At 41.4% G+C, this 25,192-nt stretch carries 21 protein-coding genes; 5 read left to right on the forward strand and 16 right to left on the reverse strand.

What is annotated here, in order from left to right:
- Positions 1-427: 427 nt before the first annotated feature.
- The 6 genes from phoU to ACQ93I_RS16395 are packed head-to-tail and all read right to left on the reverse strand — an operon-like array spanning position 428 to position 5,837.
- Positions 428-1,111: a phosphate signaling complex protein PhoU gene (gene phoU / locus ACQ93I_RS16370; protein WP_431699463.1), complete on the reverse strand. Its 684-nt coding sequence runs from the start codon at positions 1,109-1,111 to the stop codon at positions 428-430.
- Positions 1,112-1,122: 11 nt separating this feature from the next.
- Complete coding sequence (gene pstB / locus ACQ93I_RS16375; protein WP_266070341.1) at positions 1,123-1,917, reverse strand: phosphate ABC transporter ATP-binding protein PstB; 795 nt, start codon at positions 1,915-1,917, stop codon at positions 1,123-1,125.
- A 1-nt stretch (position 1,918) separates the two neighbouring features.
- On the reverse strand, positions 1,919-2,773 hold the full coding sequence (gene pstA, locus ACQ93I_RS16380) for a phosphate ABC transporter permease PstA (RefSeq protein WP_423818540.1): 855 nt from the start codon (positions 2,771-2,773) through the stop codon (positions 1,919-1,921).
- On the reverse strand, positions 2,766-3,644 hold the full coding sequence (gene pstC, locus ACQ93I_RS16385) for a phosphate ABC transporter permease subunit PstC (protein WP_431699464.1): 879 nt from the start codon (positions 3,642-3,644) through the stop codon (positions 2,766-2,768). Before pstC ends, pstA begins: the two co-directional genes overlap by 8 nt.
- A gap of 48 nt (positions 3,645-3,692) precedes the next feature.
- Positions 3,693-4,628, reverse strand: a complete 936-nt coding sequence (locus tag ACQ93I_RS16390) for a PstS family phosphate ABC transporter substrate-binding protein (protein WP_431699465.1) — start codon at positions 4,626-4,628, stop codon at positions 3,693-3,695.
- A 9-nt stretch (positions 4,629-4,637) separates the two neighbouring features.
- Positions 4,638-5,837 (reverse strand): porin, encoded by a 1,200-nt coding sequence (locus ACQ93I_RS16395; protein WP_431699466.1) that lies wholly within the window; start codon positions 5,835-5,837, stop codon positions 4,638-4,640.
- A 298-nt stretch (positions 5,838-6,135) separates the two neighbouring features.
- Here ACQ93I_RS16395 and ACQ93I_RS16400 point away from each other — a divergent pair, with 298 nt between their 5' ends.
- The 4 genes from ACQ93I_RS16400 to ACQ93I_RS16415 all read left to right on the forward strand — a co-directional run bounded on the left by ACQ93I_RS16400 (position 6,136) and on the right by ACQ93I_RS16415 (position 9,874).
- On the forward strand, positions 6,136-6,819 hold the full coding sequence (locus tag ACQ93I_RS16400; RefSeq protein ID WP_431699467.1) for a TVP38/TMEM64 family protein: 684 nt from the start codon (positions 6,136-6,138) through the stop codon (positions 6,817-6,819).
- Entirely contained in the window at positions 6,806-8,050 is a 1,245-nt protein-coding gene (locus ACQ93I_RS16405) for a cysteine desulfurase-like protein (protein ID WP_431699468.1), read from the forward strand. Before ACQ93I_RS16400 ends, ACQ93I_RS16405 begins: the two co-directional genes overlap by 14 nt.
- Entirely contained in the window at positions 8,047-8,727 is a 681-nt protein-coding gene (locus tag ACQ93I_RS16410; RefSeq protein ID WP_431699470.1) for a TIGR02117 family protein, read from the forward strand. Before ACQ93I_RS16405 ends, ACQ93I_RS16410 begins: the two co-directional genes overlap by 4 nt.
- Before the next feature lie 88 nt (positions 8,728-8,815).
- Positions 8,816-9,874, forward strand: coding sequence for a class I fructose-bisphosphate aldolase (locus tag ACQ93I_RS16415; RefSeq protein WP_431699471.1), 1,059 nt, complete (start codon positions 8,816-8,818; stop codon positions 9,872-9,874).
- 475 nt (positions 9,875-10,349) lie between these two features.
- Here the strand turns inward: ACQ93I_RS16415 and rimO are convergent, their stop codons facing one another.
- The 4 genes from rimO to aceB all read right to left on the reverse strand — a co-directional run bounded on the left by rimO (position 10,350) and on the right by aceB (position 16,839).
- Positions 10,350-11,705 carry a 30S ribosomal protein S12 methylthiotransferase RimO gene (gene rimO / locus ACQ93I_RS16420; protein WP_431699472.1) on the reverse strand — a complete coding sequence of 452 codons (1,356 nt, stop codon included), beginning with the start codon at positions 11,703-11,705 and terminating at the stop codon, positions 10,350-10,352.
- Positions 11,706-12,278: 573 nt separating this feature from the next.
- Positions 12,279-13,451, reverse strand: coding sequence for a pyridoxal-phosphate-dependent aminotransferase family protein (locus ACQ93I_RS16425; protein WP_431699473.1), 1,173 nt, complete (start codon positions 13,449-13,451; stop codon positions 12,279-12,281).
- 90 nt (positions 13,452-13,541) lie between these two features.
- Positions 13,542-15,167, reverse strand: coding sequence for an isocitrate lyase (locus ACQ93I_RS16430; protein WP_431699475.1), 1,626 nt, complete (start codon positions 15,165-15,167; stop codon positions 13,542-13,544).
- Positions 15,168-15,240: 73 nt separating this feature from the next.
- The gene (gene aceB, locus ACQ93I_RS16435) at positions 15,241-16,839 is read right to left on the reverse strand and encodes a malate synthase A (protein ID WP_431699476.1); all 1,599 of its coding nucleotides are present in this window, start codon (positions 16,837-16,839) and stop codon (positions 15,241-15,243) included.
- Between the two features lie 118 nt (positions 16,840-16,957).
- Here aceB and ACQ93I_RS16440 point away from each other — a divergent pair, with 118 nt between their 5' ends.
- A complete protein-coding gene (locus ACQ93I_RS16440; RefSeq protein ID WP_431699477.1) occupies positions 16,958-18,436 on the forward strand; it encodes a helix-turn-helix domain-containing protein in 1,479 nt (492 codons plus the stop codon).
- A 1,198-nt stretch (positions 18,437-19,634) separates the two neighbouring features.
- On the opposite strand, the gene tnpA is transcribed toward ACQ93I_RS16440, so the two are convergent.
- The 6 genes from tnpA to ACQ93I_RS16470 all read right to left on the reverse strand — a co-directional run.
- Positions 19,635-20,096, reverse strand: a complete 462-nt coding sequence (gene tnpA, locus ACQ93I_RS16445) for an IS200/IS605 family transposase (RefSeq protein ID WP_266070362.1) — start codon at positions 20,094-20,096, stop codon at positions 19,635-19,637.
- Between the two features lie 488 nt (positions 20,097-20,584).
- On the reverse strand, positions 20,585-21,745 hold the full coding sequence (locus tag ACQ93I_RS16450; protein ID WP_431699478.1) for an iron-containing alcohol dehydrogenase: 1,161 nt from the start codon (positions 21,743-21,745) through the stop codon (positions 20,585-20,587).
- Positions 21,746-21,761: 16 nt separating this feature from the next.
- On the reverse strand, positions 21,762-22,394 hold the full coding sequence (locus ACQ93I_RS16455) for an NAD(P)H-dependent oxidoreductase (RefSeq protein WP_266068800.1): 633 nt from the start codon (positions 22,392-22,394) through the stop codon (positions 21,762-21,764).
- A gap of 76 nt (positions 22,395-22,470) precedes the next feature.
- On the reverse strand, positions 22,471-23,094 hold the full coding sequence (locus tag ACQ93I_RS16460; protein ID WP_431699480.1) for a TetR/AcrR family transcriptional regulator: 624 nt from the start codon (positions 23,092-23,094) through the stop codon (positions 22,471-22,473).
- A 778-nt stretch (positions 23,095-23,872) separates the two neighbouring features.
- Positions 23,873-24,043 (reverse strand): hypothetical protein, encoded by a 171-nt coding sequence (locus tag ACQ93I_RS16465; RefSeq protein WP_431699481.1) that lies wholly within the window; start codon positions 24,041-24,043, stop codon positions 23,873-23,875.
- 118 nt (positions 24,044-24,161) lie between these two features.
- Positions 24,162-25,192: DUF4917 family protein (locus ACQ93I_RS16470; protein WP_431699482.1), on the reverse strand; the 1,031-nt coding region annotated here is incomplete at its 5' end.

The raw sequence follows: 25,192 nt of genomic DNA on the forward strand, positions 1-25,192 counted from the left end.
AACCTCTTGAAAATGTCATTTTTGAAACCTCTTGAAAATGTCATTTTTGAAACCTCTTGAAAAAAAATGCCCGGGAAATTTCCCGGGCATTTTTTTGCAATTTCTCCAAATTTTGAACGATTCACCTTCTTATTCACAGATGTTATTGAAATTTGGTCGGGGTTGATTCGGCTTCTACCTATATTTCGTCCCTACGGGACTTTCGGTTATTGGGGTTCTCTGCTTCTACCGATATCATGTCCCTATGGGACATGGAAGAAATTCTTTTTGTTTGGTACTGATTTTAAAAACTTACCCCTCCTGTATATACCTTTAAATGGGCTATATTATTAGTGTATTCGTGGCCTTAGCTCCTATCTAATTTTATTTTATAGGACAATACAGAATTAGTTATTAGAATGCTGCTTGAAAATTTGGAATTTGATTTCTAAGAATCCTTCTTTTTCCCGCCTTTTTTCTTCCGGTGCTTTAATACTTCAGCTTCCCTGAAGAAGATAATCTCTTCAGCAATATTCGTAATAAGATCTCCTATTCTTTCCACCTTTTTGATCACCGAAAACAACAGCATCACCTGATCGATCACTTCAGGATTTGCCTTAACTTCTTCAGAAATAATAGCGAAAGATCTCATATTGATCTCGTTAAGGATCTTGTCCTTTTTAAAGACCTTTCGGGCTACTTTGGTATCTACTTCAGTATAGGCCAGGGTGATATCATCAAGCATAGACAAAGCAGTGGTAAACATTTCTTCTACCCGCATCCTTTCTAAGAGTCGGGGTTCAATCTGGGTATCGATCTTTACAATATAATGCGAGATCCCGTAGGCGTGATCGCCCACCCGTTCCAGGTCAAAATTGATCTTTCTAAGGGCCAGCACAAAACGAAGGTCACTGGCTACAGGGTTGTGCAAGGCGATGAACCGCTCACAGTCACGGTCAATCTTGAGATCGAGGGCGTTCACCCTATTCTCTGTGTGCATCACTTCTTCGGCAAGATCGCCGTCATGGTTAAAAAATGCTTCCTGGGCATTTTCCAGTTGTTTGATGCAAAGCTCCAGCATTTCAAGTCCGGCTTGATTTAGTGCATCTCTATGTTGGTCTAAACTGATCATAAGCCTGTGGTTTATCCGAATCTACCGGTGATATAATTCTCGGTCTGTTGTTTCTCGGGATTGGTAAATAGCTTCTTTGATTTATCGTATTCAATGAGTTCGCCCATGTAGAAAAAAGCAGTATAGTCACTAATTCTCCCTGCCTGCTGCATGTTGTGGGTCACAATCACTATGGTATACTTCTCTTTAAGCTGATAAATAAGTTCCTCGATCTTGGCCGTTGAAATAGGATCTAAAGCAGATGTGGGTTCATCCATAAGGATAATAGACGGTTCTACAGCCAGGGTACGGGCGATGCACAACCTTTGTTGCTGCCCACCTGACAGCGCCAAAGCCGATTTATTGATATCCTCCTTCACTTCATTCCACAAGCCAACCTGTTTAAGGGATTCTTCTACTTTATCCTTAAGAAATGCCTTGTCTTTGATTCCCTGGATCTTTAAACCATAGGCGACGTTCTCATAAATGGATTTCGGAAAAGGGTTGGGCTTTTGAAAGACCATCCCTACCTGCTTCCGAAGTTGTTCTACATTCACCTTTTTCTTGTAGATGTTCTCGCCGTCAATAAGGATCTCTCCCTCCATTCTAAAGCCGTCAACATAATCGTTCATGCGGTTAAAAAGCCGCAGGAAAGTAGATTTTCCACAACCTGAAGGTCCAATAAACGCAGTGATCTTATTTGCCCTGATGTTCATGTCTATACCTTTGATGGCCATGAAATCATCATAAAAAACCTTCACATCTTTTGCCTGAAGTTTGTGTTTTCTCTTTAAGGTCTTATCTAATATATCTTTATTTTCTTTCATTCTATTTTAATTTACTTTGCCACCTGTTCCTGAAATACACTGCAATTCCATTTAAAATAAAGGTAATTAACAGAAGGACAATAATGGCTGCGGCTGCGTTAACTTCGAAACCGTGTTTTGGACGCGAGATCCAGTTAAAGATCTGAATGGGTAGTACCGAAAATTCATCCATAGGAGATTCGGGCGCGAAAGGAACATAAGCCAGGGCGCCAATTACAATAAGAGGAGCTGTCTCTCCCACCGCCCGCGAGAGCGCCAGGATAACGCCAGTAAGTATACCTCCAAAAGATGCTGGCAACAATTGTTGTGAAACCGTTTGCCACTTAGAAGCTCCAAGAGCAAAGGAAGCATCCCGAATGGATTTTGGCACGGCCTTTAGACTTTCTCTTGTCGCAACAATCACAATAGGCAGAATCAACAGGGCAAGGGTAAAACTTCCCGCCAAAACACTGGCCCCCATTTCCATGATTCGCACAAAGACTTCCAGACCAAGTAGCCCGTAAATGATAGAAGGCACCCCGGCAAGGTTGGATATATTAATTTCCAGCAAAGAAGAAAGCCTGCTTTCTTTGGCATATTCTTCCAGATAAATAGCAGCTGCAATTCCTAATGGCAGGGCGATTATTGTAGTAAAGATAAGGATCCAGACGCTGCCCATAAGCGCAGTATATATTCCGGCTCTCTCTGCTTTTCTCGACGGAAGGCTGGTGATAAAATCCCAATCAATCCTTTGCAGACCATCTATAAGAATGGAACCTATAAAAATGGTGAGCAGAATGAGCCCCAGAAAGGTACATGCAATTCCCCAGAATTTGAAAGCCTGATCTTTTAACCGATTTGTTCTAATGTTATTCATATTTCTCCCTGAATTTTTTCCTTATCCTGTAGCTTATCGTATTCAGAAGGAAGGTGAAGATAAAAAGAGTGATCCCGGCGGCAAATATGGTACGGTACTCCAAAGAACCATGCTGTACATCACCCAGGCTCACCTGTACGATATAGGCGGTAATAGTTTCTACGGGCACTGTAGGATCCATGGTTAATCTTGGTTGCTGCCCTGCCGCTATTGCAACAATCATGGTTTCTCCAATTGCACGGGATATCGCCAGGATGATAGATACTATAATTCCCGAGGAAGCCGCAGGCACCAGGACCCGAAAAGCATTTTGTAGCTTTGTTGATCCCATTCCATAAGCTGCTTCCCGCAGAGAATTGGGTACGGCGTGCAATGCATCCTCACTTAAAGAAGAAATGAAAGGAATGATCATAATCCCCATTACCAGGCCGGCAGACAAAGAGTTGAAACCTGAAAGCCCCGGGATAAACGATTGTAAAAATGGCGTCACTACGGTAAGAGCAAAAAATCCGTAGACAACCGTTGGTACGGCAGCAAGCAGTTCTAATGCAGGTTTGATCGTTTTTCTGAAACTTCGGGGTGCGTATTCACTAATGTAAATACTGATAGACAACCCAACGGGAACAGCAAAAATGATGGCAGTAAAAGAGGTCAACAGCGTACCGGACAATAGCGGGAGGATCCCGAAATGTTTTTCGGTGTACAGCGGTGTCCATTGCGTATCTGTCAGGAAATCTACAATGGAGACTTCTTCAAAGAACCTTACGGCTTCAATAGAAAGCACCAGTATTATTCCTACAGTAACTGCAATAGTCACCAGGGCACTGCCCAGGAGGCCCTTTTCTATTACCGTTTCTTTTAATTTTCGCATGGAAAAAGGAAAGTAATCCGGCGCATTCAGTTGCCCCGGAAATTTTTATTATTCAGCTGAATTTTCTTTTACGAATGCTGCAAATTTCTCCCTCTCGGCCTGGTATTCTTCCGAAGTAAGGGGAATGTATCCAACATCCTGTAGTAACTGTGGCGCTTCATCAAGATAGAATTCCACAAAATCGATCACCGCAGGATTCTCCAGAGAAGCACTGTTCACATAGATATAGAGAGGGCGGGAAAGCGGGGCATAGGTGCCGTTGCTAACAGTTTCTTTTGAAGGCTCTACACAGCCTTCACCGCCATTTACCGGCACCATTTTAAGCTTATCTGAATTTTCCTGGTAATATGCGAGTCCGAAGAAACCCAGACCAAATTTATCACCTGAAACTCCCTGTACAAGCACATTATCGTCTTCACTGGCAGTATAATCTCCCCTGCTACTTCCGCTTTTACCCACAATAGCTTCAGTAAAATAATCGAATGTACCAGAGGCTACTCCGGGTCCAAAAAGGTGAATTTCTTCATCTGGCCATGAAGGATCAATTTGATTCCATCGCTTGATAGTTCCCTGTGCTTCCGGCTCCCAGATTTTCTTCAACTGTTCCACCGTAAAGCAGGTTACCCAGTCATTTTCGGGATGTACAACCACAGCGAGACCATCATAAGCTACTTCAAGCTCTACGAAAGAAATGCCGTTGGATTCGGCAATTGCCTTTTCATCTTCTTTGATAGGCCTCGAAGCATTGGTGATTGCCACTTCGCCCCTGCCAAATTTTTGGAAACCACCACCGGTACCCGAAACTCCTATGGTTACATCAACATCTGGAGCTTCTGCCCTGTATTCTTCAGCAATAGCTTCAGTAACAGGATAAACGGTACTGGAACCATCAATGGAAATGGCATTTTTGGAATCTTCTTTTTTGTTGTTTCCGCAGGAAGCCAGGGAAACAGTTATTGCAGTTAATAAAAGAAATCTTTTCATAATTTGTTTTTATAAATGAAGTTCGAATTGTAATCTGTAAGTAAGATTGTCGTCAAGACCAAGATTAAGGTCGGTGTAATTAATATCTGTCTGCAACTTTAGTTTATGTTTTACGATGTACTTTGAAAGCCCCAGCGTATACTGGTCTTCTACCAGCTGGGTCACCTGGTCATCAAGATCAATGGTGGTATATCTACCCAGTATTTGAATGTTGTTCTTAAACAGGTAACCGGCCTGTACATTGAATCCACTTCCAATGTTTACAGCATCTCCGGTTAAAGTACCATCGGCATTTGTGGCGAAAGCTTCATCTGCGGCACGATGTGCATATTCAGCCATTGCCGAAATACCGCGATATTTGAAAATAGCATCCACAAAAAAGGTGGTAATATCTGTCTCAAAAAATCCGTCATCGGTAAGCATATAGGTACCTGAGTTAGATCTGGTTCTCACCGCATTATTGTTGTAATCATAAGATATTCCCAGCGCCAGTTTGGGTGTTGTTTCTCTGGCAAAATCGGCCCCGGTATAGTCGGCAAAGTCTCCAAAAGGCAATAATTCGAGCCTTCCGGTATATTGCAATCCTCCAATATTTCCTGCTGTAACATTTCTTCCCTCTCCCTGGGCTATAGAAAGGGCTTCTCTAATGATGAAATTTCCTCCGGGATAAATTTCGTGGTGCAACTGTATCCCCATATCCCGGTCTATATTGAACCTGCTGTTCACCAGAGAGCGATCTACAGTTTCAAGGCTTCCGGAAGAAATAATTCGCTCCCTGTTGCCGGGAAGTTTGGTTTGTCCTGCCCAAAGTTCAAAGTTTTCGTAGAAATTCCATTTAACCACTGCATCCAGGATGTACCTGGGGGTATCTCCATTATAGACTGATGCTCCGGAAATATCGCGATTGGATAATCCCAGCTCCAGTTTGTATGTAAGTTTTGGCGTGTAAGCGAACCCCTGAAATTTTAAGCGGGCTCTTCTAACCAGGAAATTAGCTTCTGCATCTCCAAAGCCATCATCTTCAGAAATATCCCAGGCAGAAGTAAAAAGGGATTGCATTCTTAAAGAGAAATTTGCACTGTAAGAGCTGTCTTTTGCCACTACATTAATGAGACCTTTTCCAAAAGTATTCTCTGTGAAATCCTGTCCCTGCACATGCAATGAAATTAAAAAGGCTAAAACCGAAAATAGGCCGGTAGTAATTTTCATTATTTCTTAGTTTTTGTCGGCAACAAAGAACAGGATTGAATGTTAAGAGAACGTTACCAGCAGATTACTAATAAGTAAAAAGGTTGCCCCCTAAAGAGCAACCTTACCTCATACATCTAAATCGACAAAAACTAAGATTATATGATTGTGGTTCAAAAATGCGACGTTTTTACCTATTGCGTGTTAAATAAAGATGAAGTAAAGTTTAATTTTTCCCTTGTAAGACGTTAGAATAATATTAATTACCGCGGAGGCTGTTCAAAAAGTAATTAATTTGTAGGTCCATTTAAAACCTGATTTGAGTAAAAACTTTATAAAAAAATACCTGTCCTTTATTCTTAGCGGAAGTATCCTCCTTTTCCTGGTCATTCTGTATTTTACACATCCCCCTTTCCAGGACACTGTAAAAGAAGCCTGGGATGTATTATTGAGTGAAGACAGGGAAAGGATAAAAGATTACGTAAAGCAGTTTGGCGTTTGGGGACCATTGGCCATTATCGTGTTCATTGTACTTCAAATGTTCCTGATCATTTTTCCTTCCTGGCTCCCAATTATTGTGGGGGTACTGGCATACGGTTTCTGGTGGGGAGTTTTGATCAACCTTATAGGCGTGGGGATTGCTTCTAGCCTGGGATATTATATAGGAAAGCGATTTGAACTTATTAGTGAAAAAAAACAGAAAAAATGGAAGTACTGGATCACACATTACAGCTCAGGAACTGTAATACTCTTTCGCATCTCCCCGTTTTTCTCAAATGATGCCATAGCTTTTATTGCGGGTATCTTTAAAATGGATTACAAAAAATTCATGATCGCAACTTACGCCGGAATGATCCCTCTTTCCCTGGCTGTAGGATATTTTTCGACCGATATTGATAAACTTGAGAACGGGCTTTATTGGGTTGGTGGCATAGGCGCCATTCTTTACGCCATTTACATTTATATAGATCATAAAAGAAGAAGAAAACATGCCAAACAATAAGTTTCGTATAGATGAGGTACGGTCGCAGTTCCCGGCTTTAAATTTCAGGAATAAAGAACAGGTATTCCCCATTTATTTTGACGGCCCCGGCGGCACGCAAATGGTGCAGGCCTGCATTGACCGTATGCTGGAATATATTGAAACCGGAATGGCTAACCTGCACGGCACTTTTGCTACCAGTATAAAAACAGATGCCCTTTTAGAGGAAGCTAAACAAGCTGTTGGTGATCTACTGAATTGTTCTGCTGAAGAAGTCGCTTTTGGTCAGAACATGACCAGCCTGGCTTTCCAGGTTTCCCACAGCCTTAGACCCCTGCTGAAGCAAGGAGATGAAATTGTTGTCACTCAACTAGATCACAGGGCCAATGTAGATCCCTGGATCCACCTTGCAAAAGAAACCGGCGCAACCGTAAAATTCATTCCTGTTGATAAACAAAGTCTCACCCACGATCTTTCAAACCTGGATACAATTATCAATGAAAAAACCAGGATTGTGGCCATAGGGCTTTCTTCCAACCTTACGGGCACTATTAGTGATGCGAAGAAAATTTTTAAGGTGGCAAAAAAGGTAAATGCGATCACCATTGCCGATGCTGTACACGCAGTACCGCATTTTCTGGTTGACAAGCAGGATCTAGACAGCGATATTCTTTTCTGCTCGGCATATAAATTCTTCGGTCCCCACCTGGGAATAGCAGCCATCAAAAAAGCCATTTTTGAGACCCTGGAAATTCCGAAGTTACAACCGGCTCCCAATCAAATTCCGTATAAGCTGGAAACCGGAACTCAAAACCATGAAGCCATTGCCGGCCTCTGCGGTGCCATTGGTTTTCTCGAAAGTCTGGGAGCTGGTGAAATCCGGAGACAGCGATTAAAAGCAGGAATGGAAGCCATAGAATCTCACGAACAGGAATTGATGGATTCCCTCCAGCAATTCCTCGAATCTATCCCTGAAGTTAAACTCTACCGTGCTTCTTCGGAAGTAAAAAAAACCCCGACTTTCGCTTTCAGGATCGACGGAATTCACTCCCGTGAAGCCACGCAATTCTTTGCTGAAAAATTCAACCTCTGTATAGGCGACGGGCATTTCTATGCTTCTACCATGGCCGAAGTTTTTCCGGTAATGGAAACAGGAGGATGGATACGTATAGGATTTGCTCCATACAATACCCTCGATGAAATAGAAATTTTCAAAACAGCATTAAAGGAACTGCTGCAAAGAAAAACATGAAGATCCTGGAGAGGATCATAAAGTTCTTTGCAAAAGGGCTGCTCGCCTTTTTATTGCTCATGCTGCTTTACTTTGTATCGGCCGTTATAGGTTCGGTGATCCCGGTCAATAAAGATCAGCCGCAGGGAGGAAACATCACCATCTACCTTCGCACCAATGGCGCACATACCGATTTTATTTTTCCGGTTCAAAATGAAATTATGGATTGGGAAACCCTGGTTTCTCCGGAATATAACCCCTCAAAAAGGGCAAATTTTGACTATATTTCTTTTGGCTGGGGCGATCTCGAATTCTATCAAAATACTCCCGAATGGAGCGACCTCAGCTTTCCAACAGCCATGAAAGCGGTCTTCCTGCCCACTCCTTCGGCTATGCATGTTGAATTTGAATTGGCGCCCAGGTTTACGCAGCCCGTTATTGCTGTAGATATTTCGGACGAACAATATCGCGACCTGGTAAGTTATGTGGCTAAGAGCTTTGAACTTAACGCTGCAGGTGGGGTGATTCCCGTAAGAGATCTTCACTACAATCAAAATGATGCATTTTTCAAGGCAAAAAGATCCCTCCATTCTTTTTACACCTGTAATACCTGGATAAACAACGGTCTCAAAAATGCCGATTTACGGGCCTGCCTCTGGACGCCTTTTGACGACGGAATTTTTTACCAGTACCGCTGATTTTATACATATTTTAAGAAGCGCCAGCAAAGCCTTCTTCCTTAAAAATCTTAACTTCAGACTCATTGCCAATAAAAACCTTCTAATTATGAGTTATATCGATAAGATCACAGAAATTTTGGGAGATGATGCTTCAAATTTACTGGAGCATAGCAGTAAAAAGATTCCAAAAGAGAGATTGACTGTTCCGGGACCTAATAGTGTCGAAAACTTTGCTGAAAGTGACCGTAGTCCGCAGGTGTTGAAAAGTCTGGCGCAGTTGTACAATCACGGTGCCCTTGGAGGTACAGGATACCTCAACATTCTTCCTGTAGACCAGGGTATTGAGCACAGTGCCGCAGCCTCTTTTTACAAGAACAAGGATTATTTTGATCCCGAAAACATTATTAAACTGGCCATAGAAGCCGGATGTAACGGTGTTGCCTCCACTTTTGGCGGCCTGGCCTTACATGCCCGTAAATACGCCCATAAAATTCCATTTGTGGTAAAGATCAACCACAACGAATTACTCACTTATCCCAATAAATATGACCAAATTCCCTTCGGAAGTGTGAAAGAAGCCTGGGACATGGGCGCGACGGCAATTGGCGCTACTATTTACTTCGGAAGTGAAGAAAGTACAAGGCAAATTCAGGAAGTAGCAGCAGCTTTTGAAGAAGCACATCAATTAGGAATGGCTACTATTTTATGGTGCTACACCCGAAATTCAGCCTTTAAAAAAGACGGAAAAGATTACCATTCTGCCGCCGATCTTACCGGGCAGGCAAACCACATTGGCGTTACTATCAAGGCTGATGTTATCAAACAAAAATTACCCACCACCAACTTTGGTTTCCGGGACATCAACTTTGCCAAACATTCCGAAGAAATGTATGAAAGCCTTTCTACAGATCATCCCATTGACCTGTGCCGCCTGCAGGTGGCGAACTGCTACATGGGCAAGATCGGACTCATTAACAGCGGCGGTGGCTCAGAGGGCGACTCAGATTTTAAGTCAGCAGTAAAAACGGCTGTGATCAACAAACGCGCCGGCGGCAGCGGATTAATTATGGGGCGAAAAGCATTCCAGCGACCTCTAAAAGACGGAGTGGAGATCCTGAAAAGTGTACAGGAAGTTTACCTGACAGAGGAGATAAGTGTTGCATAGTATTGAGAAATTAGTATTGAGTATTGAGATGTTTTAAGACCTGCAAAGTTTTGAAAACCTTGCAGGTCTTACGGGAACTTTTAAATACTATTAAACACCACAAACCTAACAGGTCTTTGAGACCTGTTAGGTTTTATACATTCATATTCTTCACCTTATAAGGTTGAAGAAGAAGAAGAAGAAGAAGAAGAAGTTGAAATCAATATTCAAAAAACGTCTCACTCAACAAACCTAACAGTTTTTTGAAACCTGTTAGGTTTCATCCAGGGATACTGAAAAAGTCCAGCATGACGTGTATTTAACTAATAAGAAACCTCACAGCTCTTTGAGACCTGTGAGGTTTAAAACTTTACTTCAAAAAATTTATTCGTGGATTCGTGGCAAAAACCTGTTTAAGAAAACAGAAAGTCAAATAGCTTTTCAGGTTTAGCCCCTGTATTAAATCTAATTTGTACTTTTAAAATCTACCTTCTAATTACTGGATCACTTTTTTAAAAAGCACCTTCCGCTTTGGCTTCTCGACATTCACATTCACCGGTTCTCCAAAAAGGTCAAAATCGGCGGCATCTGTGATCTTTACTTCGTAAAACTCTCCTGTCTTCAGGTATATTTTGGTAGCATCGATCAGCACTTCATTATCAACATCGGGGGAGTCATGTTCGGTTCTTCCCACGTAGTTTTCGCCTTCTTTTCTATCAATGACCACTCTAAAAGTTTGTCCTATTTTCTGCTGATTCAGTTCCCAGGAGATCTGCGACTGAATTTCCATGATCTCGTTAGCTCTCTCCTGCTTTACTTCCTGCGGCACATCATCTTCAAGATTGTAAGCGTGCGTATTTTCTTCGTGCGAATAGGTGAAACAACCCAGGCGCTCAAAACGCATGTCTTTCACCCACTGCTTCAGCTCTTCAAAATGAGCTTCAGTCTCTCCGGGATATCCTACAATAAGTGTGGTTCTAATTGCCATTTCTGGCACCTTAACACGGAACTCCTTCAGCAAATTCGTTGTCTTTTCATGGGTGGTTCCGCGGCGCATAGACTTCAGCAAATCATCAGAAATATGCTGCAACGGAATATCCAGATAGTTACAAACCTTAGGCTCCCGCTTCATCACCTCCAGTACATCCATAGGAAAACCTGTTGGGAAAGCGTAGTGCAACCTGATCCATTCAATTCCCTCCACCTTCACCAGGTTTTCAAGAAGTTCGGCCAGATTTCGTTTTTTATAGAGATCGAGTCCGTAATATGTAAGATCCTGCGCAATAAGAATAAGCTCTTTCACACCCTGGGCAGCGAGTTTTTTGGCTTCTTCTACCAGATTTTCAATGGGAGTGGATTTATGTTTCCCACGCATAAGCGGAATCGCACAAAAAGAACAAGGCCTGTCACAACCTTCGGCGATCTTGAGATAGGCGTAATTCTTTGGAGTTGTGGTTAAACGTTCCCCAATAAGTTCGTGCTTATAATCTGCTTCAAGAGCGGCCAGCAGTTCAGGAAGTTCGGTAGTTCCGAAGTACTGGTCAACATCAGGAATCTCTTTTACAAGATCGGGTTTGTAGCGCTCGCTAAGGCATCCGGTAACAAAAACCTTATCAACTTCTCCCTGCTCCTTCAGCTCTACATACTCTAAAATGGTGTTTACAGACTGCTCTTTTGCATTGTCAATAAAGCCACAGGTGTTGATCACCACGATATTCCCCTCCTGCTCATGCACCACATCTTTGTTGTTCGCCTTCAGCTGGCCCATAAGCACCTCGCTGTCGTAGACGTTCTTACTGCAGCCAAGGGTGACCACGTTGATCCTGTTCTTTTTTAATGACTTTGTTCTCATACTTCAATTTTTCATCGTCAAACCTCCCAGGTTTCCAAAACCTGTGAGGTTTTGAAAAAAGAGGTTCTTCAAAGCGGCTGCAAAGATACGATCAAAAATGAGAAATATATCATCTTATAACTGAAGCTTTTGAAATTCGAATCATCTGTATTTTTCTGTATTACTGAAGATTAAGATCTTATGGACTACAAGTCTTTTTTATCTTCACTACTTCCCGAAGATTTCCGCAGAAACAAAACAGAGCCGGCGCTGATTTGTAATCCGTGACGAGTAGCTTCCCGGAACTCAATTTCAGTAAAATTGCTTCAGAAGATGTTTCTCTTTGATTGCGCAGACTTCCGCAGAAACACAACAGAGACGGCGCGGATTTGTAATCCGTGACGAGTAGACTCACAGGAACTCAATTTCAGTAAAATTGCTTCAGAAGATGTTTCCGCTGAATGCGAAGATTTCCGCAGATACAAAACAACGCCGGCGCGGATTTGTAATCCGTGCCCGTTATTAACCAAAAATACCTTCCAAAAATGACATTTTTGGAAGGTGTTTTTTCATTAGAAGATTAATTAGGAACCATCAGTCAGATTTTAAAAGCCGCTGTTGAAATGCCTGTAAACTTTTTCCAGGCTCAATATGATGCCCTGATTTAAATAGTGCGCGTTCTAATGCACTTAAAACAGTAAGCAGATCATTTGCTGAAACAGATCCCATATGACCAATCCTGAAATATTTGGTTTTTATCTCTGGCAGAAGCCCACCCGCCAGTACCACCTCGCTTTGAGCAATTTTTGAAAGCAAGGCCGCACCTTCAATTCCCGAGGGATAGTAAGCTGCCGTAAGGGTATTAGCGGCTACTTCATCGCTTTTGGGCAATATTTCGAGGTTTAACGATGAAATACCTGCCCGGAAAGCTTTTGCAAGATTGAAATGCCGGTTTACCCTTTTTTCGATGCCTTCTGCAGCTATTATTTTCAAGCTGGTTTCTAAAGCAACAATTAAATTCACTGCCGGCGTTCCAAAATATGAAGGCCTTCTTTCTTCGTAAGCAGTCATAATTGGCAACCAGTTATTCCAGTCGGCATAATAATTGGCTACCGGCGATTTCCTGTTTTTCCAGACATGCATAGCTTTCGGGGAGGCTACCAGAAGCGCCAGCCCCGGCGGTACACCAATGGCCTTTTGAGATCCTGTTAAAACCACATCAAGACCCCATTCCTCCTGATTGATCTTTTCTCCTGCAACCGAACAAACGCCATCTAAGATACTTAGCGTGTTGTACTTCCTTGCTAATTTTGCAATGGGTTCAGGATCTACAAGTACTCCGGTAGAAGTATCAACATGAGTAATGGTCAAAGCTTTATACTGTTGGTCTTTAAGCTCTTTTTCTATTGCTTCCAGGCTTACCACTTCGCCTAATGGTGCTTTCAGAAAGGTGGTCTTTGCACCATAACGATCCATAATATCCCTGAAGCGTTGGCCAAAGTATCCTGTAGAAATTACCAGCACACGATCTCCCTGTTCAATGAGATTGGCAGCGGCCATATCCATAGCCAGGGTGCCAGTTCCGGCAACGATAAAAGGTTGCCCGGTAGGAGATTTCCATACCTCCCGCATTAGCTCCAGGCTATTCCCGAAAGTCTCAATAAAATCTGGCGCTACATGACTGTTAGTAGGCATTCCCATGGCCTGTAACACTTCAGGTTCAAATTCTATAGGGCCGGGAATCATAAGTAATTTTCTGCCTTTCATTCTTCTTTTTTCTGAGGTTAATCTTCTGTATAAGCTTTTCTAAAATAATAAATGCGATATCCTTAAATATCGCATTTATTATTTTAAGTGTTATTTGTCCAAAACGGGTTCGCGCTCTGTAACAGATTCTTGTTCTTTAAACTGGTTACTGGTGTTCTTTTCACCTCCTGCTTTCAGGGCTTTTTCTCCTGAAAAGAAGGTTTTATGATCATCTCCCAGATCTGATCCTGCCATTCGTTGATGTTTTACACAGGAAACCCCTTTACGAATTTCCTGTCTTTGAACTCCGCTCACATAGGCTAGCATACCTTCTTCAGAAAAATACCCTGCGGTAAGATCATGCATGTGAAGCGCAGTAGTATGATAGGTTGGCAGGGTAATCAAATGATGGAAAATTCCCGCTTCTCTTGCACCATCAACCTGGAACTTCTTAATCTTCCTGTCTGCCCTAAAACATAGTTCGGTACCATCATATGCTGCATCCATAAGATTATTTCTATCATACCCGGTCATATTTTCACCTTCTGCAAGCATTTCATCATAAGCCTGATGGCGGAAGTTCAGGGTCCAGTTAAAAGATGGCGAGTTATTGTAAACCAATTTGGCATTTGGCACCACTTCTCTTATTCTGTTCACCATGTGAGCGATCTGTTTCACATTAGGGGTGGGCGTTTCTATCCATAAAAGATCTGCGCCATTTTGAAGACTTGTAATACAATCTAAAACAACCCTGTCTATGTTTGAACCTTCTTTAAATTTGTACAATCCATTGGCCAGTCTTACGGGGCGCATTAGTTTACCATCTCTTTTAAGGAGCACATCATCTTCTTTGGCTTCATTGATATCGATAGTTTCGGCTTCTATAAAAGCCAGATACTTAGAAGCCAAATCTCCCGGCTCCTGACTCACCGGAAGTTTTTGAGTGAGGCCGGCACCTTCAGAATCTGTTCTGGCTACAATAATTCCGTCTTCTACACCCAGTTCAATAAAAGCGTACCTGATGGCATTTAGTTTAGCAATAAAATCTTCGTGAGGTACAGTAACCTTCCCATCCTGATGCCCACATTGTTTGGCATCAGAAACCTGATTTTCAATCTGAATAGCGCAAGCCCCTGCCTGGATCATTTTTTTTGCCAGTAAATAGGTCGCTTCCTGATTTCCAAATCCGGCATCGATATCAGCAATAATAGGCACTACATGAGTTTCAAAGTTGTCAATTTTATCCTGCACATCTTCTCCTTTCTCAAGTCTCTTAAAAAGGTCATTTAGCTCAACTGCATCGGCCTGGCGCAAGAAATCATATATCTCATTTATCAACGAAGGGACAGCTGTTTTCTCGTGCATAGATTGATCTGGTAGTGGGCCAAATTCTGAACGCAGGGCTGCAACCATCCAGCCAGAAAGATACAGGTATTTTTTACGGGTGCTTTTGTGGTGCTTTTTAACAGCTATCATGTTTTGCTGCGCCACAAATCCATGCCAGCTACCAAGAGACTGGGTATATTGAGAAGGATCTGCGTCATACTCCTCCATATCTTTTCTCATAATGGCTGCAGTGTACCTGGCGATATCCAAACCGGTTCTAAACCTGTTTTGAGTAATCATCCTGGCTGCACTTTCGGGATTGATGGAATTCCATGTTTCCCCATACTTTTCCTTAAGTTTTTTCACAGCTTCTAATGCAGAACGGTAGTTTGTTTGTGGTTGAATTTTCATAATTTTGTTAGATGTTATTTATTATTAATAATTAGATCCTGCTGATTTTGCCGCAATCGCAGGATTGCTTTTTTTAGATGTATTTATAAGCGGGAAGCGTTAAGAACTCTTCAAATTTGTCTGATAATACCAGCTTATCAAAAAGCTCTATAGCAAGTTTGTAGCGGTTGTTTTCATTAAAATACTCTCCCGAACCAGATAATATCTTGTCGGCTTCATCATTTAATAGATCGATGTACAATTCAGTATTGAATTTACGTCCGTCTTCCAACTCTACTTCATGCTTTAACCATTGCCATAATTGCGTTCTTGAAATTTCGGCAGTAGCGGCATCTTCCATTAAGTTGTAAAGTGCCACGGCACCATAACCTCTCAGCCAGGCTTCAGTATAAAGAATTCCGACGTTGATATTTTTTCTGATCCCGGCTTCTGTAACAGTACCCTTAGGTATCTCTACCAGATCTTCTTCGGAAATATTTACGTCATCACGAGTCACGTGCAGTTGATTTGGATTTGGCATATGTTTATTAAACTCCGCCATAGCTACTTCTACCAGGGCAGGATGTGCAACCCAGGTACCATCGTGTCCATTTTTAACTTCCCGCTCTTTATCTTTCCTAACTTTTTCCAGTGCGGCTGCGTTGGCCTCTTCATCATTTTTAATAGGAATCTGAGCAGCCATACCGCCTATAGCGTGGATACCGCGTTTATGGCAACGCTGGATAACGAGTTTGGAATACGCTTCCATAAAAGGAGTGGTCATAGTAACCTGATCCCGGTTTGGCACCACAAAATCCGGATGGTTCCTGAATTTCTTGATGTATGAAAAAATGTAATCCCAGCGACCACAGTTAAGACCTACAATGTGATCTTTAAGTTCATATATGATCTCGTCTAACTGAAAACTTGCAGTGATGGTTTCAATAAGAACAGTCGCCTTAAAAGTACCTTTTGGAACTTCCAGATAATCCTGCGAAAAATTAAATACGTCATTCCACCAACGAGCTTCTTTATAGTGCTCCAATTTTGGAAGATAAAAGTAAGGTGCGGTATTATGCTCCAGCATTGTTCTTGTATTATGGAAAACATACAAACCGAAGTCTATCAGGCTACCCGAAGTTTCCTCTCCATTGATTAGCAAGTGCTTCTCGTTTAAATGCAGGCCTCTGGGCCTAACCAATAAAACAGCTGTTTCCTGGTTAAGGCTGTAAGATTTGTTTCTTTCCGAATCTACCAGGGAGATGGTCTTGTTATTGGCATCAATTAGGTTTTGCTGCCCTTCAATTACATTTTGCCAGGTGGGCGAAGTACTGTCTTCAAGATCGGCCATAAATGTTTTGGCACCTGAATTTAAAGCATTGATCACCATTTTTCTATCTACAGGCCCTGTAATTTCTACCCGCCTGTCCTGTAGGTCTTCCGGAATATTGCCTGCCTTCCATTCGCCTTCCCGAATTGATCTGGTCTCCTGTGGAAATTCAGGTAACTTACCTTCATCGAAAACCTTTTGCTGATCTACCCGGTTTTTTAAAAGAGAAAGTCTTTCCCCGTTAAATTTTTCATGAAGAGCTGCTATAAAATTTAGAGCGTTATCTGTAAGGATTTCCGGATAGTAGTTTTTTACATCATTTGAGAATTCCAAATTTGATGTTTTTAAGGTTTTGGTTTTCATAGTTTTAGCGTTTTACATGACAATATTACTGGAAAGTTTTTAAAAAAACAAGCGAACGTTCGCTAAAACAAAATATTCGCAATTCATTAAGATTCGCAAAAAGCTTTATATTTGATCTATGGAAGAAGACTATATCAAACTCATATTTGGGCTGAAGCTAAAGCAGATAAGGACTGACAAAAATTTGTCTCTATTTGGATTGTCTAAACTTTCGGGATTATCAAAATCATATCTTAACGAAATTGAAAACGGAAAAAAATATCCAAAACCCGATAAAATAGCACTGCTCTCAGATAAGCTGGAAGTTCCATATGACCAAATGGTCTCTTTAAGGCTGGATAAAAATTTAGCACCAATTGGTGAATTACTACAGTCGAAGATTCTAAAAGAAATTCCGCTGGAACTTTTTGGCATTAAAGAAAGTAACCTGATAGATATAGTCGCCAACGCACCTACAAAAGTAACTGCGTTTATAAGTACCATAATTGAAATTGCACATCATTACAGCTTTAGCAAGGAAAGCTTTTTCCTGGCTGCCGTACGTTCATTTCAGGAAGCTAATAATAACTACTTTGATGATTTAGAGCAGCAGGTTCTCAATTTTTCAAAAGCCTATCAGGTAGATCTTACGAGCTCTCTTACTTCAAAAGTTTTAGAAGAGATCCTGACCGAAGAATATGGGTATGTGATTAACGACAACGAATTGAGCAAAAATGAGGCTTTAGGCAATCTACGCTCCGTTTTTGTACCTCAAACCAAAACGCTTTTACTCGCTACCGGGATTGACGAAGCCCAACGCACTTTTATATTCGCCAAAGAAATTGCTTACAACTACCTGGATATAAAAGACAGGCTGCACACTTTTCCGTGGATTAAATTTCAGAGGTTTGATCAGGTACTCAATAACTTTTATGCCTCTTATTTTGCCGGTGCACTCATTATTCCAAAAGATAACCTGACCTCGCAGCTAGAAAGCTTTTTCGAAAAAAAAATATTTGATGAAGCTCACTTCCTGCAAATGCTTGAAGCCTTCAATGCTTCCCCGGAATCTTTTTATCAGCGGTTAACCAACATCCTGCCCAAAGCTTTTAATATAAAAAACTTGTTCTTCCTCAGGTTCACTCATAAACAAGGAACCGAAAAATTTATCTTAAATAAGGAACTCCATTTAACGCATCATCATTCTCCGCGGGCCAATGAGACAAATGAACATTATTGCAGAAGGTGGGTCTCTTTAAAAGGTTTGAAAGAAATAAGTAAAAGCGGAAATGATCATGAATTCGGGGTGCAGATTTCCAATTATCCAAGTCATGGAACCACCTATTTAGTAATCTCATCTGCAACTAAAGATCCTTTTAAAAACAATCAGTATAGAAGTGTAAGTATCGGGTTACTCATTAATAAGCAACTGGAGCGAAAAGTGAACTTTTTAGGAGATAAGGCTATCCCGTGGCGGGAGGTTGGCGTAACCTGTGAACGCTGCGGAATTATAGATTGCAAGGTAAGGCAGGCACCCGCGATTATCCTGGACAGGGAAGCTAAAAACAAAAAAATAGAAAATATAGTTGAGGAATTGAACTTCAGGTTCCAATCTTGATTGTGCTATAACTAACCCGGATTTATTTTCTTCTTTCACATTATGAACGGTGATGGGTCAACATGCGACCCCTTCGGGGTCGTAGTAAATTTCTCCGGGGCAAGCCCACGGAGCATTTTAGTGGAACACGTTTTCAAACTTTACAACATTTACTAACGAGGCAAGCCTCGGGGTATTTACCCTCCTATGAATAAATTCCCTAAACATTTGGGCTATAAACATCTGACCCCTTCGGGGTCATTATACCGAATATTAATCCCGAAGTGATTACATGTTTATAACCTCACCCGTAGGAAGACTTTCGACTTTGAAGGGGTCGTACCTTTTATCCCCTGGTTTTTTTGCTAACATCGGATCGTTACATTGGGGACAATATACCAAATTAATTAATCCTGAAGGGATTAAACGTTTATAACCCTCACTCATAGGCAGACCTTCGACCCTGAAGGGGTCGTACCTTTTATCCCCTGGTTTTTTGTCAACATCTGATCCCGTTGCGTTGGGGTCATTTATACCGAATTATTAATAATCCCGAAGATATTACATGTTTATAATCCTCACTCATAGGAGGCTTTCGACCCTGAAGGGGTCGTACCTTTTATCCCCTGGTTTTTTGTCAACATCGGACCCCGTTAGTTTGGGATCATTTATACCGACTATTAATTAATCCCAAAGGGATTACATGTTTATAACCCTCACTCATAGGAAGCCTTAGAACCTGAAGGGGTCGTACTTTTATCCCATGGTTTTTTGTCAACATCGGACCCCATTGCGTTGGGATCATTTATACCGACTATCAATTAATCCCGAAGGGATTACACGTTTATAACCTCAACCGTAGGCAGATCTTCGACCCTGAAGGGGTCGTACCTTTTATCCCCTGGTTTTTTGTCAACATCAGACCATTGCGTTGAGATCATTTATACCGATTATTAATTAATCCCGAAGGGATTACACGTTTATAACCTCAACCGTAAGTTAGCAAACCTTCGACCCTGAAGGGGTCGTACCTTTATCCCATAATTTTTGCCAACATTTGGCCCCGTTGCGTTGGGGTCATTATATCGACTATCTTACATGTTTATAACCTCACCCGTAGGCAGACTTTCGACTTTGAAGGGGTCGTATATGGCCTTTTGGTTAACACTATACTGGTACTCGTGGAATTAGTGTCTTTGTTCTTGCCTGGGTAGCGGACCTACTCGATCCAATCGAAAAGATATTCATCTTTGTGTTCGACCTGATATTTGTCCAGGAAATCTTTGTATTCATGCTTAAAAGTTCGTTTTCGGTGGTGCTCTTTCTGATTATGAATATACCTCACCACATTATCTACTGAAGAATAGGAATACGAAAAGGCTCCGAAGCCTTCCTGCCATTCAAATTTTGATCTGGTGAATCTATTCTTGTTTATAAATTCATTAGATGCCTTCTTGATCTCCCTGACCAAATCAGACAGGCAACAGGAGGGTTTCATGCCTATAAAGATGTGAAGGTGGTCGGGCATTCCGTTTATGGCAAGCAACTTCTGATTCTTGTTGGTAACTATGCCGGTGATGTATTTGTAAAGCTCTTCTTCCCACTGCTCCGAGATCAGGCTTTGTCGGCCTTTTACCGCAAATACGATTTGAATATAGATCTGTGAGAAGGTTCCAGGCATATTTAATTTTTAAATATGATTTTAATTTTAGAGGGGGATTAGAAATGATAGACCAACGTAACCCATTGTTATCTAATTTACTACGTAAATTGTAATTCTAAAAATCATTGACTAAAAATCTTATGAATACGGATCTTTTTGATGCGTGGTTGTGCGACCCCTTCGGGGTCGTATCTATTCCTACATTGCAAATGCTATAAACATCTGACGTGCTATAAACATCTGACCCCTTCGGGGTCATTAACAGTTTCATCCCGAAGGGATTATATGTTTATAACAGGAAACGATCATGCGACCCCGAAGGGGTCGTACGGCCAATCATGACAAAAGCCTTCTGTTTGCACAGAAGGCTTTTTATGTAAAGATGTATCACAACCTTTAAGATAGCTGTTGGGAGGTACGTTAGAAGCTTACCTTCCGAAGGGATCTATACCGAACCCTCGGGATGGGTGCCATTTCTTTTGGAAACAGGCTTCCTGTACACACTCCTAATAGGCCATTTTCACGATCTCTTCTACATTAGCGGGGGTGAGGGACTGGTGTTCTCCCAGGCCTGTCCAGCCTCTGTCGATGAATCGTTTATTGATCTCTTCGGCGGTACCGTGGTAATCTTCGGTATAGGCTGACAATTTGGTGTCGATGCCCATCTGGTTAAAGAATTCTTCGGTCCTGTCTATAGCGGCCGAGGCTTTGTGATCTACAGAACCTTCGGTGATGTTCCAGATCCTTTCAGCATACTGCGCCAGTTTTTCTTTCTTAGCCTCAAAATTGAACCTGTAATGACTCGGTGCAATCACCGCAAGGGTGCGGGCATGATCAATTCCATAAAGAGCGGTGAGCTCGTGGCCCATCGCATGCACCGCCCAGTCTGTAGGCACTCCTTTTTGAATGAGTCCGTTGAGGGCCATGGTACAGCTCCACATGAAATTTGACGCCGCAGTATAATCTGAAGGGTCATTTAAAACTTTTGGCCCAACCTCTATAAGCGTCTGCATAATGCTTTCAGCAAACCTGTCCTGCAAATACGCACCGCTGGGATAGGTCATGTATTGTTCCAGCACGTGGGTAAAAGCATCGGTGATGCCGTTGACGAGTTGTCGCGATGGGATGGACTTTATTACTTCCGGATCGAGAATAGAGAACACCGGAAACAAGCCCGGGCCGCCCATGCCCAGCTTCTCTTTGGTTTCCTCGCGGGTAATTACGGCACCCGAATTCATTTCTGAACCCGTGGCAGGCAACGTAAGCACCGTACCAAAAGGCATTGCTTTAGTAGTTGGCACCTTCTGCGTTAGGATTTCCCATGGTTCTTCTCCTTCATACAAAGCTGCAGATGCCAAAAATTTGGTTCCGTCAATGACCGATCCTCCGCCCACAGCCAGCAGGAACGTGATATTTTCTTCTTTAATCACCTTCAGGGCCTTCATCAAAACCTCGTATTCGGGGTTTGCGGGAATACCACTAAACTCGACTACTTCAAAGCCGGAAGTAGCTTCCTTCACCTGCTCGTAAATTCCGTTGCGCTTAATACTTCCGCCGCCATAAAGCATGAGGATTTTGGCATTTTCGGGAAGTTCTTCTTTCAGTTTTGCTATCTGCCCTTTTCCGAAGATAATTTTCGTAGGGTTCTTAAAATCAAAATTTCTCATAATTAGGTTTTCAGGATTAGTCAAGAACTGTGATCAAATCTTCTTTGGGTTTGCGCACCTTGGCCAAACCGGCAAGCCAGTCATTATCGGTGTCGCGATAGCCAAGCGGCAGGATCACACAGCTCTTAAGCCCTTTTTCACCAAGGTTGAGGATCTCATCAAGAGCGGCCTCATCAAAACCTTCCATTGGCGTGCTGTCTACCCCTTCAAAAGCAGCGGCAGTAATAGCCTGTGAAAAGGCGATATAAGCCTGGCGGGCAGCGTGATTAAAGTTTTCGGCAGCTTCCCGTTGTGGATAATGGCCAAGCAACTTCTGACGGTAATTCTCGAAACCTTCATTTTTGAAGCCACGTACCTCGTTGGTATGGTCAAAAACCTTGTTGATACGGTCTTCGGTATAAGTATCCCAGGCCGCAAAAACGAGCAGATGCGAACAATCGGTCACTACCGACTGGTCCCAGGCGATGGTCCTTATCTTTTTCTTAAGCTCGGGGTTTGTGACCACCAGGATCTCGAAAGGCTGCAATCCGCTGGAAGTTGGGGCCAGCGAAGCCGCTTCTAAAATAGCATCGATCTTTTCTTGTGGCACTTTCTCGCCGTTCATTGCTTTGGTGGCGTAGCGCCAGTTGAGTTTATCTAATAATTCCATAGTTTTAATTATATATTAATGAATGTTCATTCTTTTTTTGGTTAAAAAAAATTTCCTGTTTCCTTCTTCTGAAAAATTAAAGTTTAATAGCGTCCCAGGCTGCGGAATAAGCCCTTTCAAGCGCCGGCTTATCTACTTTGCACCAGCCTTTCATCTCGGTGTTGAGCAGAAAGCTGATGGGATAAACGGTAAAAGCATATAAAATGAAAGGCGAAAAAGGTTTCACAAGGCCTTCCTCTTTACCACGCTCCCACAGCGCAATAAGCGGTTGCAGGTGCTTAAGGCCTTCCTGCCTGCTCTCTTCATCTATCATGGGCGTGTTATCGCATTGGGAAAGGAACATGGCATGGTCAACCTCTTTTAGTTTAAAAGTGGCAATGTTCATCCAGATCTTTTTAAACCCCTCTTCTACCCCCATATTGGGCTCATAATCTTTAAAAGCGCAATTGCTGAAAGAACTTTTCACCTCTATATATGCCTGATTCGCCAAATCCTGCTTATTCTTAAAATACAGGTAAATGGTGGCCGGGGAAACATTAGCCATTTTGGCAATTTTAGACATGGGAGCTGCGTGGAAACCGTTATTGTTTACCAGGCATATTGTCGCTTTTAGCAAAGCATCGCGCTTTATCTGACTTTTTGAAACTGCTTTCATCACTAAATTGAAGTGCAAATATACAAAAAAAGAATGAACGTTCATTTTTTAATGATTTAATCTGAATCTCTGCTTTATTACTGCGGAAGAATTGAAGAATACGGAGATTTAAATCTCTTCTGAAAGCAGCGAAGAGGAAATTTTAGTCTTGGCGGAAGCAGATTTCGACTTTACCAAATGCTGAAGTATCTCAACTGCCCCAGAAATATGAGGTGTCAAAAATGGCATTTTTGGAACCCTATCTTGAATATTACGCTAACAAAGCAAAGCCCACGAATACACGAATATTTTTTATGTATTACTCCTCTTAAGTTTTAATCAAACTTTCTGAGCACTGATCACTTTTTAATACTGGCTCATTATTCATGTTCCTCTAGCAGCCACGAATTCACGAATATTTTTTATGTATTACTCCTCTTAAGCTTTTTAATCAAACTTTCTGAGCACTGAACACTCATCACTTTTTAAACCGGGTTCATCATTCCTGTTCCTCTAGTAGCTACAAATACACGAATATTTTTTATGTATTACTCCTCTTAAGCTTTTCTATAAACTTTCTGAGCACTGAGCACTTTTTAATACTGGTTCATTATTCCTGTTCCTCTAGTAGCCACAAATACACGAATATTTTTTATTTATTACTCCTCTTAAGTTTTTTTAATCAAACTTTCTGAGCACTGAACACTTTTTAAACCGGGTTCATCATTCCTGTTCCTCTTTTAGCCACATATAAAATTACATAATTTTAGGGCAGGTTTTAATTCCTGTGCTTGTAGCAGTTCTGGTTCTTTCCCGGTGACAATATTCCAGGACCTTGTATTCCCTATACCAGGGCGCCCTTATGCTTCCTGAAGTACAGCTTCCCGCTCAAGAACAGCAGCACTAAAGGAAGAAGGGCCACCGGACTGTATTCTTCCCTTTCCAAAATGCTCACAATAACGAGAATTACAGCAATCGTGGCGATCATTAAGTTATCGAAGGTGTTTTTTGTCATTTTTGATGCGGATTTATGAGCTTAGGAGGGGGGTAGTTTTCTTTCCTGGTTTCCAAAAATTACACTTTTTCGACAATACCCGTTATTTGCAATGAACTGATATAATGTGGCACTTTTCTTAGTTCCAAAGCGGTGCCGACTTCGCATCATACATATTCACTTTACATCTAAATTTATCTTGAATTTGGATTATATGATTGAAATCGTTTTCTGAATATACGCCAATATAAATGCTAAATAATTTATCCCCTGCACGTTGACCTTGTTTAGCTGCCTTATTTATAGCATCAATAATATGTTCATCATATTCTCCAAAATTAAAACCAAAGGTTATTAGTGATCCTTCTATTTTGCAAAGGTTTTCGTAGCAGTGTGTTAAATATCTATTATGCATAATATGCTTTAGTTTTTCTTCTCCATTACCTGCAGTAACAAAAACTGGATATTCTTTTCTATCAAGTCTTTCTTTTACATTCTCTAATAAATAATGACCATTTGTGTATACTTCCTTAATTATGTCAATTCCATTATCAAAAATTGGAAGTGTTCCATGAACATAATAAACACTTTGCTCGTCTTTGTGTTTACCCCAAATAAGTTCATCGGAGTATTCAAATTCCTCTCCAGTTTTATAAGCATCTGGATTTTCAACTTCGCGTCCAAAACCATCTATTGCGCGCTCAGTCTTATTTCTCATTAGCACCCAATACATTAGCAAATCATAGTTAGTAGTAAAAATTTTGTTTCCTTCATGGTCTAAAAACTCGTTCAAAAACCTGGAGCATGTTTTACTTTTTTCCTCGGGAACTTCAAAAACATGTTCAGGGTGTAATTCTTTAATTGCATTTATTAAACTATTTCTAAGAGTTTGATTCGCTTCTTGTAATTGTTTTATTAGTGACTGATCTGAACCAAATGCTTCTGCTATTTCTATAAAATTATCAAGCTGCTGCATTACCATTTCAAAGTTTTTGGTATTTATTACTTTGAACAGTTGACTTAAAACGGGATCTTCTAAATTTTCAATGAATTTATAAAGAGCGTTGTAAGAAAAGATTTTATGATCGTATGCCATACTAAAGCCGTTTCCAACTAATAAGTGTTTATTTCGTTTCTTTTTTCCGAGGTATCTTAGTACTTCAGAATACT

The sequence above is a fragment of the Salinimicrobium sp. WS361 genome, assembly GCF_050750585.1.
Taxonomy (GTDB): domain Bacteria; phylum Bacteroidota; class Bacteroidia; order Flavobacteriales; family Flavobacteriaceae; genus Salinimicrobium.